The 14,174-nt window shown below is 65.7% G+C and carries 10 protein-coding genes and 1 tRNA gene; 8 read left to right on the top strand and 3 right to left on the bottom strand.

All coding sequences use genetic code 11. The features are described 5' to 3' along the window. From BMI89_RS04000 to BMI89_RS03990, 3 genes are all read left to right on the top strand, one after another. Positions 1–1,356, top strand: a complete 1,356-nt coding sequence (locus BMI89_RS04000; RefSeq protein ID WP_078542107.1) for a glutamine synthetase family protein — start codon at positions 1–3, stop codon at positions 1,354–1,356. 4 nt (positions 1,357–1,360) lie between these two features. Then, entirely contained in the window at positions 1,361–2,662 is a 1,302-nt protein-coding gene (locus BMI89_RS03995) for an FAD-binding oxidoreductase (protein ID WP_078569918.1), read from the top strand. 102 nt (positions 2,663–2,764) lie between these two features. Beyond that, positions 2,765–3,949, top strand: a complete 1,185-nt coding sequence (locus BMI89_RS03990; RefSeq protein WP_078569917.1) for an aminotransferase class I/II-fold pyridoxal phosphate-dependent enzyme — start codon at positions 2,765–2,767, stop codon at positions 3,947–3,949. A 139-nt stretch (positions 3,950–4,088) separates the two neighbouring features. On the opposite strand, the gene BMI89_RS03985 is transcribed toward BMI89_RS03990, so the two are convergent. Together BMI89_RS03985 and rlmB are read right to left on the bottom strand one after the other, a co-directional pair. Beyond that, positions 4,089–4,508 carry a CoA-binding protein gene (locus BMI89_RS03985; RefSeq protein WP_078569916.1) on the bottom strand — a complete coding sequence of 140 codons (420 nt, stop codon included), beginning with the start codon at positions 4,506–4,508 and terminating at the stop codon, positions 4,089–4,091. 193 nt (positions 4,509–4,701) lie between these two features. Next, on the bottom strand, positions 4,702–5,475 hold the full coding sequence (gene rlmB, locus BMI89_RS03980; protein WP_078548501.1) for a 23S rRNA (guanosine(2251)-2'-O)-methyltransferase RlmB: 774 nt from the start codon (positions 5,473–5,475) through the stop codon (positions 4,702–4,704). A gap of 128 nt (positions 5,476–5,603) precedes the next feature. On the opposite strand from rlmB, the gene BMI89_RS03975 reads away from it, so the two are divergent. After that, positions 5,604–5,687: transfer RNA gene (locus BMI89_RS03975), tRNA-Tyr, on the top strand. 79 nt (positions 5,688–5,766) lie between these two features. Here BMI89_RS03975 and BMI89_RS03970 read toward each other — a convergent pair. After that, positions 5,767–6,072 carry a hypothetical protein gene (locus tag BMI89_RS03970; protein WP_246831964.1) on the bottom strand — a complete coding sequence of 102 codons (306 nt, stop codon included), beginning with the start codon at positions 6,070–6,072 and terminating at the stop codon, positions 5,767–5,769. A gap of 167 nt (positions 6,073–6,239) precedes the next feature. Here BMI89_RS03970 and BMI89_RS03965 point away from each other — a divergent pair, with 167 nt between their 5' ends. The 4 genes from BMI89_RS03965 (at position 6,240) to BMI89_RS03950 (ending at position 14,167) form a co-directional block, all read left to right on the top strand. After that, on the top strand, positions 6,240–7,244 hold the full coding sequence (locus BMI89_RS03965; RefSeq protein WP_078569915.1) for a hypothetical protein: 1,005 nt from the start codon (positions 6,240–6,242) through the stop codon (positions 7,242–7,244). A gap of 99 nt (positions 7,245–7,343) precedes the next feature. Next, the gene (locus BMI89_RS03960) at positions 7,344–8,627 is read left to right on the top strand and encodes an O-acetylhomoserine aminocarboxypropyltransferase/cysteine synthase family protein (protein ID WP_078520518.1); all 1,284 of its coding nucleotides are present in this window, start codon (positions 7,344–7,346) and stop codon (positions 8,625–8,627) included. A gap of 220 nt (positions 8,628–8,847) precedes the next feature. Continuing rightward, complete coding sequence (locus BMI89_RS03955) at positions 8,848–12,153, top strand: hypothetical protein (protein ID WP_078569914.1); 3,306 nt, start codon at positions 8,848–8,850, stop codon at positions 12,151–12,153. Between the two features lie 121 nt (positions 12,154–12,274). Next, complete coding sequence (locus tag BMI89_RS03950; protein WP_078520520.1) at positions 12,275–14,167, top strand: monovalent cation:proton antiporter-2 (CPA2) family protein; 1,893 nt, start codon at positions 12,275–12,277, stop codon at positions 14,165–14,167. The last annotated feature ends 7 nt before the right edge of the window (positions 14,168–14,174 follow it).

The raw sequence follows: 14,174 nt of genomic DNA, 5'->3' as shown, positions 1-14,174 counted from the left end.
ATGAAGGACTGGACCGACCGTATCCCGCAAGCCGCACGCGATTACATCGAGGGTCGGCGTCTCGACGAGGTGGAGTGCATTGTCGCCGATATTGCAGGGGTCGCGCGCGGCAAGGCGATGCCCGCGTCCAAATTCAAGTTTCAGGATCGCTTTTTCCTGCCGAACTCGATCTTCCTGCAGACGATCACCGGCGAGTGGACGGATAACCCCTCGGGCGCTTTCACCGAACCGGACATGATCCTGACGCCCGATTTCTCGACCGCGACCGCCGCGCCGTGGACGGCGGACTGGACCTTGCAGATCATCCATGACGTCGAGGACCAGCAGGGCAATCCGGTGCCGATCGCACCGCGCAACGTGCTCAAGCGCGTGCTCGCGCTCTATGAGGCCGAAGGCTGGGTGCCCGTCGTCGCCCCCGAGATGGAATTCTTCCTCGTCGCGCGCAACGTGGACCCGAACCAGCCGATCATCCCGCCGATGGGGCGCTCGGGTCGTCGGGCGGCGGCGAAACAGGCCTATTCGATGTCGGCGGTCGATGAATACGGCAAGGTCATCGACGACATCTACGATTTCGCCGAGCTTCAGGGCTTCGAGATCGACGGCATCCTGCAGGAGGGCGGCGCCGGTCAGATCGAGATCAACCTCGCCCATGGCGACCCGGTCGAACTGGCCGACCAGATTTTCTACTTCAAGCGGCTGATCCGCGAGGCTGCCCTGCGGCAGGATTGCTTCGCCACCTTCATGGCGAAACCGATCGAGGGCGAGCCGGGCTCGGCGATGCATATCCACCAGTCGGTGATCGACACCAAGACTGGCCAGAACATCTTCTCCGACGAGAATGGCGGCGAGACGGAAGCCTTCCTGCACTGCATCGCGGGGCTTCAGACGCACCTGCCCGCGGTGATCGCGCTGCTGGCGCCTTACGTGAACAGCTATCGCCGCTATGTGCCGGATTTCGCAGCGCCCATAAATCTCGAATGGGGGCGCGACAACCGCACGACGGGCCTGCGGGTGCCGATCTCGGGCCCCGCGGCGCGACGGATCGAGAACCGTCTGGCGGGGATGGATTGCAATCCCTATCTCGGGCTCGCGGCATCGCTTGCCTGCGCCTATCTGGGCCTCAAGGAAAAGCAGATGCCGAAGCCCGAATGTCTCGGCGACGCCTATATGTCGGCCGAGGACGTGCCGGTGAATCTGGGCGATGCGCTCGATCTCTTCTCGGAAAGCGCGCCGATCCGCGATGTTCTGGGCCCGGAATTCTGTGCCGTCTACGAGGCGGTGAAGCGCAACGAATACAAGGAATTCCTGCAAGTGATCTCGCCCTGGGAGCGCGAGCATCTGCTGATGAACGTGTGATGCGATGAACCTGCTCTTCGCCAATGACCGCAAGGGCGAGCACGCGCCGAGCTATTACGCAGCGACCGCGCTGACCGACCGGCGCTGGCCCGAGTTGAAGGGCCGCCACCGGGCGGATGTCTGCGTCGTGGGCGGCGGCTTTACCGGCCTCTCGGCGGCGCTGCATCTGGCGGAGAAGGGCTATTCGGTGCGGCTGCTCGAGGCCCATCGCGTGGGTTTCGGGGCCTCGGGACGCAATGGCGGGCAGGTCGGCTCGGGCCAGCGGCTGGAGCAGGACGATCTGGAGAAAGCCCACGGTCCCGAGATGGCGCGCAGGCTCTGGGACATCGGCGAAGACGCGAAGGCGCTGATCCGCGACCTGATCACGCGCTACGAGATGCCGGTCACATTCCATCCCGGCATCGCCCATGCCTGCCGGACGCAATCCGAGGTCGCGCATTCGCATCACATGGCGGAAAGGCTGGCCCGCGATTACAGCTACGATCAGGTGGAGCCGCTCTCGCGCGACGCGCTGCACGCGATCCTGCCCTCGGAGGCCTATCTGGGTGGCGATATCGACCGGGGCGCGGGGCATCTGCATCCGCTGAACTTCGCGCAAGCCTCGGCGCTCGCCTGCGAAAAGGCGGGCGTGACGATCCACGAAGGCTCGCTCGTCCATCACATCCGCCCCGGCGAGCCGGTGCGCGTGCAGACCGAACACGGCCATATCGATGCCGATCACCTGATCCTCGCGGCCAACGGCTATCTGGGGAACCTCGCGCCGCGTGTGGCCTCGCATGTGATGCCGATCAACAATTTCATCGTCGCGACAGAGCCGCTGGGGCCGCGCGTGGCCGAAGTGCTGCGCGAGAACGTCGCCGTCGCGGATACGAAATTCGTGGTGAACTACTGGCGGCTCTCTGACGACAATCGCCTGCTCTTCGGCGGCGGCGAAAGCTATGGCTACAAGTTCCCCGACATCGTGCAGACCGTGCGCAAACCGATGCTGGAGGTCTACCCCTCCCTTGCGGATGTGAAGATCGACTACGCTTGGGGCGGCACGCTCGCGATCACCCGCACCCGGATGCCCTATTTCGCACGGCCCTTGAAAAACGCGCTCTCGGCCAGCGGTTTCTCGGGCCATGGAGTAGCGATGGGCACGATGGCGGGCAAGATCATGGCCGAGGCCGTCGCGGGTCAGGCCGAGCGCTTCGACCTGATGGCCGGGCTGAAAGTGCCGGGCTTCCCGGGCGGCTCGCTCCTGCGCAGCCCGCTTCTGGTCGCCGCGATGACGTGGTTCTCGATGCGCGACAAGCTGGGGATCTAGGCAAGCCGCCGCCGCCTCAAATTTGGTCATGAATTCTTCATTGGCGCGAAAAGCGGCATTCGTGTAAAGAAAACCTGAAAGTCAGTTTCAGGATATCTTGCCATGCCGCGTGACGGACAGACCGCCCCGAATTGCTATGACGCCGAGGCCATCCCCGAGGCCGCCCGAGCCGAGATCGAACGCCTCCTGACCAGCGGAGACCTCTTCCGCTACACCTCCGCAGACGCGCCGGTCGCCAAGCTGGAAGCCGAATTCGCCGAATTCATGGGCGTGAAATACGCGGTCGCCGTGTCGTCGTGCTCGCAGGCGCTGTTCCTGTCGATGAAGGCGCTCGACCTGCCGCGCGGGGCACGCGTGCTGGTCCCGGCCTTCACCTTCGCCGCCGTCCCCTCCGCCATCGTCCATGCCGATTGCGTGCCGGTGCTGGTCGAAGTCGGCTCCAATTTCCGCATCGACCTCGACGATTTCCGCGCGAAGTTCGACGACAGCATCGACGCGGTGATGATCTCGCATATGCGCGGCCATACCTCCGACATGGACGCGATCATGGAGCTGGCCGCCGAGAAGGACGTGCCGGTGATCGAAGACGCCGCGCATTCGCTCGGCACGCTCTGGAACGGCAAGAAGATCGGCACGATCGGCAAGATCGGCTGCCTCTCCTTCCAGTCCTACAAGCTGATCAACGCGGGCGAAGGCGGCATCCTGCTGACCGACGATCCGGAACTCGCCGCGCGTGCGGTGATCATGTCGGGCGCCTACGAGCATAATTGGAAGAAGCATCCCGGCCTGCAGAACAGCTTCCATCACTGGCAGAACAAGCTGCCGCTTTATAACTGCCGGATGCAGAACCTCTCCGCCGCCGTCATCCGCCCGCAGATCGCGGAAGTGGAGCGCCGTGTGAATGATGGCCGCGCAAACCACGACTACGTCGCCGAGCGACTTAACACGAGCGACTGGCTCGACGTGCCGCCGCCGCTCGGCCCCGAAACCCGCGCCCCGGATTCGCTGCAGTTCAACCTCGCGGGCGATTGGTCCGATGACGAGGCCCGCAAGCTGCAATCGGAGGCCAAGGCCCGCGGTGTCAGCGTGCAGGTCTTTGGCCTCAGCCAAGACAACGCGCGCGCCTTCTGGAACTGGCAGTTCCTCGGTGACGTACCGGAGCTGCCGAAAACCCGCGAGATGCTGATGCGCGCCTGCGATACGCGCCTGCCCGCACGCCTCAAGCAGCCGGATCTGGATTACATCGCCGATGCGATTCTGGAGGCAGTCATAGCGGTGAAGGGTTAAGGGGCTCTGCCCCTCTTTCCTGACGGAAATTCACCCCGGGATATTTGGAAAGAGCGAAGACCGTAGGCGCACAGCCCCCTTCGCTCTTGGAAAATATCCCGGGGGTGAGGCCGACAGGCCGAGGGGCAGAGCCCCCGCCTCAGCCGGCCATCACGCGCGGATAGTCGATCTTCGGGCAGCGGTTCATCACGACCTTGACCCCCTGCCCGCGCGCCTTCTCGGCCGCCGCGTCATGGGACACGCCAAGCTGCATCCAGATCGTCTTGAGATGCGGCAGATGCGCCAAGGCCTCATTCACGACCTCCGGCACCGCCTCAGAACGGCGGAACACGTCGACCATATCCACAGCAATCTCGTCGGGGATCGCGCCGAGATCGGCATAGACCGTCTCGCCCAGCAGTTCCTGCCCGGCGAGGCCGGGATTGACCGGAATCACGCGGTAGCCTTTGGACTGCAGGAACTGCGCGACCCCATAGGAGGGGCGCTCCGGCTTGTGGGACATGCCGACTACGGCGATCACCTTCGCATTGCCCAGAATGTCGCGAATCTCGTCTTGCATCTGAAACCTCTACTTTGTCGCAGCCCTCTAAGAAAAATGCGCCCAAGCCTTAAAGGCTGGGCGCAATAGTGGCGGAACGAGGGACAGTGAACTAGAGGCGCGGCGGTTCCGAAGCTGCGCCTCTGACAGTGAGATAGGAACGCATCTCACCACTTTTAAGGTCCATACCCTCATAATCGCGATTTTGTGACCGTCAGCGGCTTGCGGATGCGTAAAGAGACACTGCGGCGGCGTTCGAGACGTTGAGCGACCCGAATTCGCCCGCGAAGGGGATTCGCACCAGACGGTCGCAGGTTTCACGGGTTTTCTCGCGCAGCCCCGGCCCTTCGGCACCCAGAACCAGTGCAACCGGTTCCATTCCCGCCTCGGACAGCCCGTCTTCGAGCGACATCTTGGCTTCACCCGCAAGCCCGATCAGCCGGAAGCCCATCTGGCGCAGCTCCTCCATCGCATCCGAGAGGTTCTTCACCCGCAGATAGGGCTGACGCTCCAGCGCGCCGGAGGCGGTTTTCGCAAGCGCGCCGGTCTCGGGCGCGGAATGGCGATGCGGCGCGATCACGGCAGCCGCGCCGAAGACCTCGGCCGAGCGCAGGATCGCGCCCACGTTATGGGGATCGGTCACCCGGTCGAGCAGCACCACGCGGCGCGCATCGTAGCAGACATCCTTCAGCGCACCCCAATCGAGCGGCTTCACCTCGAGCGCCGCGCCCTGGTGGACGGAATCGGTCGAGATCGGCACGAATTTGTCGAACTTGCGCACATCGACGATCTCAGGCTCCATACCCGAGGCCGCGATCGCCTCGCCCAGCTTGTCGGCGGCATTCTTGGAGCAAACCAGCCGCAACCGCTCGCGCATCGGGTTTTGCAGCGCGTCGCGCACCGCATGCAGGCCGAAGAGCCACACGGTCTCGGCGGCCGCAGCGCGCTTGGCACGTTCCTTTTCGATCACCCAGACTGGCTTTTTCATCGCGGGTCTCCTTTGGCCCCTACCTGCGCGGAATGGCCTCGTTTGGCAAGCTCTGATCCGGAGGGCAATTTTTCGGCAAACTCTCTCTTGACGCCTCCCGCCCCCTTTTGTATCTCCCGCCCAGCGTCGGGTGACGTGCTGCAAGGTGCGGCAGCGGACTGTAACTCCGCCGGGGCGACCCACGCCTGGTTCGATTCCAGGGTCACCCACCACTTCCCCCTCTTAAGGAACTGGTGACACGCGGCTCCCACGGGGGCCGCTGCGTTGAATAACGCGCATTCGCTGCGTCGTTTACTGCAGCACAGCCTTGCGGTTGAACCGCGCCTCTTCCGAACTGCCGTCGTCATAGATTAGCTTCACCCGCACCTCGGAGACCGAGCCCAGCGGCTGGCTGACATAGACATTATCACCCGAGATCGCGTTGGGCTGGGCCGTGCCCTCGTGGCACTTCTCCATCTTGAACGACTTGCTCGGCGGCGCGCCGTTGAAGCCATAGCGAATTTCGCTCAGCCCGCAGCGCCACGCCAGAAGATGGGTGAAATAGACCAGATCCTTCCCGCCATATTCACGGACCGCGACCCAGGAATCGCGGGTCATACCGAGAATCGGGCGTACTTCGGCGGCGGTGGTGAAATTCTGCGCGCTCGCCGGGCCGCTCGACACGAGGCCACACAGCGCCAACGCAGTTAACTTGCTTATCCGTATCACCTTTTACCCCTGCACTTTCTCGCTATACTGCACCAAACCCTCCGACAGGCGGCAGTATGGCGGCGACCCCCCGGACTTCACAACCCTATAACATCTTCTGTGTTGCACAGGCGGGACGGCTGGAATTCGAGGCAATTCTTTTCGCGCTGAGCTTTCGCGCAGCCAATCCGGAGTTCAAAGGGCGCCTGCTGATAGCCGAGCCGCAGCCCGGACCGCGCTGGTCCGACGAGACGCGGATTTCCGGTCCGGTGCGGGCGCTGCTTGAAGATGCGGGCGCGGAAATCGTGCCCTTCGAGTCGAAAATCTTCGGTCAGTCCTATCCCTATGGCAACAAGATCGAGGCGCTCGCCGCCCTGCCCGAAGGGGAGCCCTTCGTCTTCTTCGACACCGATACGGTCTTCACCGGACCGCTGTCGCAGATTGGCTTCGATTTCGACCGCCCTTCGGCGTCGATGCGGCGCACCGGCACATGGCCCGAGCCGCCGCTTTACGGTCCCGGCTACGCGGGTATCTGGAAATCGCTCTACGACAAGTTCGGGCTGGACGGGTTCGAGGAAACGCTCGATCTGAGCCAGCCGGACGAATATTGGCGGCGCTATATGTATTTCAACGCGGGTTGGTTCTTCGGCGCCGACCCGGTCGAATTCGGCGCGCGCTTCCTGCGATACGCCCGCGAAATCCGCGACGATGCACCCGACGAACTGGCCTGCCAGTCGCTCGACCCGTGGCTCGATCAGGTGGCCCTGCCACTGGTGATCCATTCCTTCGGCGGCGGGCGTCCGGGGCCGGAGCTCGATGGGCTCGACGGCGAGATCACCTGCCATTACCGCGCCCTGCCGCTAATGTATGCGCGCGAAAGCGAGGCCGTGATCGACACGGTCGAAGAGCTGACGGCCCCGAACAAGATCAAGAAGGTGCTGAAGGCCTACGAGCCTGCGAAGAAGCTGATCTATCAGGGCAAGGGCCGCAAACTGCGCGCGATCATCGCCGAAGAAGGGATGCCGCGCCACGAGAAGGCGCTGCGCAACCGGATCAAGCGCGCGAAGCTCTGGATGCGCTGAGCCGCGCGAGCTGCCCCCTCTCATCACGCAAAACGAATGTGTTTGTCGGCCTCCCCCGGTCCCGCTAACGTCTCGGCAAGAGAAGAGGAGCCCCAGACCATGTCCGATTACGCTTTCGACACCCTGCAAATTCACGCCGCCGCCGAGCCCGATCCCGCGACCGGCGCGGTGCAGGTGCCGATCTACCAGACCACATCCTACGCCTTCAAAGACGCCGACCACGCGGCGCGCCTGTTCAACCTCGAAGAAGTGGGCTTCATCTATTCGCGCCTGACCAACCCGACGGTGATGAAACTGGCCGAACGTGTCGCGGCGCTGGAAGGTGCCGCGGGCGGGGTAACCTGTTCCTCGGGTCACGCGGCGCAGATCATGGCGCTCTTCCCGCTGATGGGACCGGGGCTGAACATCGTGGCCTCGACGCGGCTCTATGGCGGCTCGATCACCCAGTTCAGCCACACGATCAAACGCTTCGGCTGGTCCTGCACCTTCGTCGATTTCGACGATCTCGACGCGCTGGAAGCCGCGGTGGACGAGAACACCCGCGCGATCTTCTGCGAGTCGATCTCGAACCCGGGCGGCTACATCACCGACCTTCCGGCGGTGGCGAAACTGGCCGACAAGGTCGGCCTGCCGCTGATCGTCGACAACACGCTGGCCACCCCGTACCTGTGCCGCCCGATCGAACATGGCGCGACGCTCGTCGTCCACTCGCTGACGAAATACATGACCGGCAACGGCACCGTCACCGGCGGCTGTGTCGTCGATAGCGGCAAGTTCGACTGGTCGGCGAGCGGAAAGTTCCCCTCGCTAAGCGAACCCGAACCCGCCTATCACGGGCTGAAATTCCACGAGGCTCTGGGGCCGATGGCCTTCACCTTCCACTCGATCGCGGTGGGGCTGCGCGATCTCGGCATGACGATGAACCCGCAAGGCGCGCATTACACGCTGATGGGGATCGAGACGCTGAGCCTGCGGATGGACAAGCACAACGCCAATGCCAAGGCCGTGGCCGAATGGCTCGAGAAAGACCCGCGCATCGACTACGTGACCTATGCCGGGCTGGAAAGCTCGCCCTGGCACGAGCGGATGAAGACCATCTCGCCGAAAGGTGCAGGCGGGCTGTTCACCGTCGCGGTGAAGGGCGGCTACGACGCCTGCGTGAAGCTGGTGAACAATCTCAAGCTGTTTAGCCATGTCGCGAATTTGGGGGATGCGCGCTCGCTGATCATCCACTCGGCCTCGACCACGCACCGCCAGCTGACCGAGGCGCAGCAAATCGCCGCAGGGGCCGCGCCGAACGTGGTGCGCCTCTCCATCGGCATCGAGAATGTCGACGATCTGATCGCCGATCTCGATCAGGCGCTGAGCGCCGCAACCAGCTGATAACAAACATGGCGCGCCGCGAAACCGGCGCGCCATTCAAACCACCCGTCGTTGCATTTCGAACATTTCTTCCGGCGCCCGCAGCGGCTGCGCCGTCGAAACAGTGGAAAACCGGCAATTGCCCGCTCCGCCCCGGTCGCGACGCTTTTCAGAAGATCGAATCTCCTTTACGAAGATGTGAAGAGTTGGACCGGACCGCTCCGAGGCGCGCGCAGTACCCATGAAACCCGATTTTGCATTGATCCTCTCGCATGATGGCATCGCTCTGGTGCACCGCGCGAAAGAGGGCTGGACGCTTCTGGGCGAGGCCGCGCTCGAAGGCGATGACCCGATGGCCGAGGTCGCGGCCCTCCGCGACAAGGCACGGGCGCAGGCGCCGCGTGGCTTCACCTCGAAGCTCGTGCTGCCGGATTCGCAGATCCTCTACACCGCGATCTATGCGCCCGGACCGAGCCCCGCGCAGCGCAAGACCCAGATCGAGACCGCGCTGGAGGGCATGACGCCCTACCCGGTCAGCGAGCTGGTCTATGATTTCGTAGGCCCCGGCCAGACTGTGCAGGTCGCCGTGATCGCGCGCGAGACGCTGAAAGAAGCCGAAAGCTTCGCGCAGGAAAACGGTTTCAATCCGGTCAGCTTCGTCGCCGCCCCCGAGCCCGGCGATTTCCCCGGCGAGCCGCATTTCGGCCTGACCTCTTCGGTCGCGCAGCACATCCCCGAGGGCGCGCATGTCGAGCCCGACAAATCCGCCCTGATCGTGGCCGTCGACCTGTCCGAAGAGGCGACCGAGGCGTCGGCGGAAGCCGCGACGCAGGAGGCGCCCCCCTCTGAGGCGGACCCCGCCGACGCGCAAAGCGACATTACGGAGCTTGCCGACGATAGCGCGGTCTCGGAAACCGAATTGGCCGAATTGAGCGCCTTGGACCAACCGTCGAAGGCAGCTTCGGCGGAGGAGCCCGAGCCCACCCTGCCGGAAGAGCCGGGCGAATTCTCCGATCTGCTCGCGGCCTCTGAGGCTGAAACGGATACGCAAGATACGGGTGCGCCCGAGGCTCCGAGCGACGGCACACCCGGCGCGGAAAGCCCGGCCGCCAAGGCAGCCGAAGCGGTCGCGGCTGGCGAGGTCGCGGCGGAGAAAACCGAGGCGACGGAGGCGGTCGAATTTGCCGAGGCCGAGCCGAACGAAACGGCCATTGATGACGCCGACGCTGCCGTTGAGCCCTCAGACGCGTCGCTGGCTGCGGCGGGCCTTGCCGCCACCCCCGCCGTGCCCGACGCAAAGCCCGAGGAGGCGCGCTCCAGCGCGGAGGACGAAGGGCACGATGCAGCCGAGGATGACGACGACGATCTGCCGAAATCCGATGCCAGCGTAATCGCCGCCGCTTTCGCCTCGCGCCGGGATCACACGACCACCGTGACCGTGAACGAGACGCCCCCCCGGCTCGGCGGAGCCACCCGGCTCCACCCTCAGCCCGATCGCAGCGAGATCGCCTCGGGCAGCGCCAAGATCACTGCGCCGACCCTCGATTTCGACGAGCCCGACCCGCGTTTTGAGCCGAAAACGGCTCCGAAAGCCGGAGCGAAAGGGGCCAAAACTGTGGGTGCCGCGGCACGCAAGGGCATTGTCGGCGCGGGCGCGCTTGGCGCGAAACCCGCGACATCGCTGCTGCGCAAGGAGGCAAAGGACGGGCCGGCTCCGAGCACCGCGACCCCGGCACCCATCGTCGAGACCTCGCAGGACAAGACCGTTTTCGGCGGCACCAAGCGCCCCGCAACCGGCGGCAAGCCACGTCATCTCGGGCTGATGCTCACCGGTGCGCTGGTGCTGGTTCTGGCGATCATCGCGCTCTGGACCACCCTGCTCGACGATCCCGCTCCCGTCGATGCACCGACGGACACCATCGCCGAAGCGCCCGCCCCGGATGCGAATGACGCCCCCGAGCAGACCGCACTCGCACCGGCCACGCCCGACACGACCGCCGCTCCCGAAGTCGCAGAGCCGGGCTCGCAGGCGCAAACCGACGCGGCACCCGAACAGCCTGCCCGCGAGAGCGATCAGGTCGCAGCGCTCGCCCCTGCCGATGAGCAGCCCGCTCCAGCCGCGCAAAGCGACGAGGCCACCACGTCCGCGACCGACGACACCGCGGCGACGGACGAGGCGACGCCCGCCGAGACCGGCACCGAGACGGCTGCAACCGAGCAGCCTACCGATGCGCAGCCAGCCGACACGGGCATGGCAGACCAGCCCGCAGATACGCAGCCGGACACTCCCGACACCGCAGCAGACACGGCCGCCGACACCGCAGCAGACACGGCCGCCGACACCGCACCGAATACGCAGGCAGCGGCGACGGACCGCACGCCTGACACCCAAGCGGACGCCGTGACCAGCGACGCCCCGCAGAGCGACGCATCCGAGCCCCCGGCGAGCGACGCGCAAACCGCGACGACCGAGACGCAGCCGTCCGATCTACCGGCCTTCACCGCGACGCCGCTGGATCCGCCAAGCGCCGAGACGCTGCAAAGCGAGACGCAGACGCCGGACACCCCGCCCGTCACGCCGACGGAAGACGGGGTCGAGATGCCGGGCGGCTTCACGCTTTTCGCGGGCGAACCCGACGTTACGCCGGGCTCCCGCCCCGAAGTGGTCGCGCAGGCCTATGCCGCGACGCAGCCGGTCACGCCGGAAGGCACGCTGGGCGCGATCCCGTCGCTCTCGGGCTTCCGCCCGGCCAGCCGCCCCGCTGATCTCACCGGCGCGGCCCCTGCGCCGGAGCAGACCGATCCTGCCGCGCAGGCCGATCCCAACGATCAAGGCACGCTCGACCCGGCGCTGCAGCCCAATCCCGAACTTCAGACCACGCGCCCGACGGCCCGGCCCGACGCTGTGACCGAGCTCGCCGCGACGCAGGCCCCCGCTTCGGAATCCGCCGCGGTCGCGAACCCCGAACTCGCCGCGCTGCGCCCCGAGCGACGTCCGACCTCGATCCAGGAAGCTGTCTCCGCAGCGGTGCAGGCGCAAGACGACGCCGTCGCAGAGAACACCGATCCCTTCGCGGGCGCGACCGCTCTGGCCGTGGCGCGCTCCGCTCCCCCGCCGACCAAACCGCGCAACTTCTCGCGCTCGGTCGAGAAGGCGCTGGCCGCCGCGATAGCCGCCGAGCCCGCCCCGTCGGTCGCCGCAGCGGCTGCGCGCGCCCCGGTCGCCACTCCCGTGCCCGACCCGAGGCCCGCCGATCTCGACGAGCCCGAGCCCACCGCCGCACCGCCGCGCCTGCCGACCTCGGCCTCCGTCGCCCGTCAGGCGACCGAAGAGAACGTGATCAACCTGCGCAAGATCAACCTGATCGGGCTTTATGGCTCCTCCTCGAACCGGCGCGCACTGGTGCGGCTCTCGAATGGGCGCTTCGTGAAAGTGGGGGTGGGTGACCGGCTGGATGGCGGGCGCGTGACGCAGATCGGCTCCAACGCGCTGACCTACAAGAAGGGGTCGCGCAACCTGACGCTGAAGCTGCTGCAAGGCGGCTAACCGCGCCCGGCGCAACCATTCTTTCCCCTGCGCCCTTGCGCACCGCCCGCGCCGGACTACGCTGGGGAATAGCCGCGTCGCGCGCCTCCCCCGCGCACCCGCCCAAGGATGCAAGCCGCCAATGGAAAGCTTTCTCTTCCAAGCCACGTTCTACCTGCTCGCGATGGTCATCGCGGTGCCGCTGGCCACGCGTGCGGGCCTCGGCTCGGTGCTGGGCTATCTGATCGCGGGCATCCTGATCGGCCCCGCCACGGGCCTCTCCGGCGCGGAAATGACCGACCTCCAGCACTTCGCGGAATTCGGTGTGGTGATGATGCTGTTTCTGATCGGGCTGGAACTGGAGCCGCGCGCACTTTGGGCGATGCGCGACAAGCTGATCGGCCTTGGCGGGTTGCAGGTGCTGGTCACCATGGTGCTGGTGACGGCGATCGTCATGGCGATGGGCGAGGATTTCCGCGTCTCGCTGGCGATCGGGATGACGCTGTCGCTGTCGTCGACCGCGATCGTGCTGCAGACGCTGAATGAAAAGCGGTTGATGCAGACGGCGGGCGGGCGGTCCTCGTTTGCGGTGTTGTTGACGCAGGATATCGCGGTGATCCCGATGCTGGCGCTGATGCCGCTTCTGGCGCTGCCCGGCGCGCGCGCGGTGGCCAAGGCGGGGCATGGCGATCACGTCGTGGCTCGCCTTATCGACTCGCTGCCCGCCTGGGGTGTCACCGTGATCACGCTGGCAGCCGTCGCCCTCACCGTCTTGATGGGGCACTACCTCGTGCGCCCGCTCTTCCGCTTCGTGCAAGGCGCGCGACTGCGCGAGGTGAACACGGCGATGGCCCTGCTGATCGTGGTGGGCATCGCGAGCCTGATGAACCTTGTGGGGCTCTCGCCCGCGCTTGGCACCTTTCTCGCGGGTGTCGTGCTGGCCGATAGCGAGTTCAAGCACGAGATGGAATCCGACATCGAGCCCTTCAAAGGGCTGCTGATGGGGCTCTTCTTCATCACCGTGGGCGCGGGCATCAATTTCGACGTCATCACCGCGCAGCCCGCCAATATCTTCGCGCTGGTCTTCCTTCTGGTCGCGCTGAAATCGGCGGTGCTCTATGGCCTCTCGGTGCTGTTCAAGATCCGCGGGCCGGATCGCTCGCTGTTCACGCTGAGCCTCGCACAGGCGGGGGAATTCGGCTTCGTGCTGGTCTCCTTCGCGGTGGGGCAACGCATCCTGCCCAACGCGCTGGCCGAGAAGCTGCTGGTGGTGATTGCGCTGTCGATGCTGATCACGCCCTTGCTGTTCATCCTGCACGAGCAGATCGGGTTGCGGCTGCGCAAGCCTCCCGGCCCGGACCCGGACGCGATCGACGAGCAGCAGCCGATCATCATCGCGGGCGTGGGCCGCTTCGGTCAGGTGGTGAACCGGCTGGTGACGATGTCGGGAATGCGCACGACGGTTCTGGACGCCGATCTCAAGACGATCCAGCTGATGCGGACCTTCGGCTTCAAGGGCTATTTCGGCGACCCGACGCGGCCCGATCTGCTCGCAGCTGCCGGGATCAATCAGGCGCGTGTGCTGGTGGTGGCTCTGGACGGGCGCGAGAACACCACGAAACTGGTCGCCTACGCGCGCCGGATCCGGCCCGATCTGCATATCGTCGCGCGTGCCCGCGACCGGACGCATGTGTTCGACCTGTATCGGGCGGGCGCGAATGACATCGTGCGCGAGATGTTCGACAGCTCGCTGCGCGCCGGACGCTATGTGCTGGAGAATGCAGGGCTCTCGGCCTTCGAGGCGTCCGAACTGGAGAAGCTTTTCTTCAAGCTCGACCGGGCCGCGGTGCGCGATCTGGCGCAGGTCTGGAAGCCGGGCGTCCCGGTCGAGCAGAATCCCGATTACATCGCGCGCACGAAGGAGCTCAACGCCGAGCTGGAAGCCGCGATGATGGAGCAGTTCCGCCGCCGCGGCGAGCGCGACGAGAGCGACCGCGAGGCACCGGGCAGCGAGAAGACCGGCCCCGAAGCCTGAGCCTCCC

The organism is Thioclava sp. F36-7 (assembly GCF_002020075.1).
In the GTDB taxonomy this organism is placed as follows: domain Bacteria; phylum Pseudomonadota; class Alphaproteobacteria; order Rhodobacterales; family Rhodobacteraceae; genus Thioclava; species Thioclava sediminum.
The sequence above is the reverse complement of the archived record's forward strand: the minus strand, read 5'-3'. Positions and strand labels throughout refer to the sequence as shown.

Bases quoted from the DNA above. Each gene is read 5' to 3' on its own strand.
- BMI89_RS04000 (WP_078542107.1), top strand. From the start codon at position 1: ATGAAGGACTGGACCGACCGTATCCCGCAAGCCGCACGCGATTACATC.
- BMI89_RS03995 (WP_078569918.1), top strand. From the start codon at position 1,361: ATGAACCTGCTCTTCGCCAATGACCGCAAGGGCGAGCACGCGCCGAGC.
- BMI89_RS03990 (WP_078569917.1), top strand. From the start codon at position 2,765: ATGCCGCGTGACGGACAGACCGCCCCGAATTGCTATGACGCCGAGGCC.
- BMI89_RS03985 (WP_078569916.1), bottom strand. From the start codon at position 4,508: ATGCAAGACGAGATTCGCGACATTCTGGGCAATGCGAAGGTGATCGCC.
- rlmB (WP_078548501.1), bottom strand. From the start codon at position 5,475: ATGAAAAAGCCAGTCTGGGTGATCGAAAAGGAACGTGCCAAGCGCGCT.
- BMI89_RS03970 (WP_246831964.1), bottom strand. From the start codon at position 6,072: ATGACCCGCGATTCCTGGGTCGCGGTCCGTGAATATGGCGGGAAGGAT.
- BMI89_RS03965 (WP_078569915.1), top strand. From the start codon at position 6,240: ATGGCGGCGACCCCCCGGACTTCACAACCCTATAACATCTTCTGTGTT.
- BMI89_RS03960 (WP_078520518.1), top strand. From the start codon at position 7,344: ATGTCCGATTACGCTTTCGACACCCTGCAAATTCACGCCGCCGCCGAG.
- BMI89_RS03955 (WP_078569914.1), top strand. From the start codon at position 8,848: ATGAAACCCGATTTTGCATTGATCCTCTCGCATGATGGCATCGCTCTG.
- BMI89_RS03950 (WP_078520520.1), top strand. From the start codon at position 12,275: ATGGAAAGCTTTCTCTTCCAAGCCACGTTCTACCTGCTCGCGATGGTC.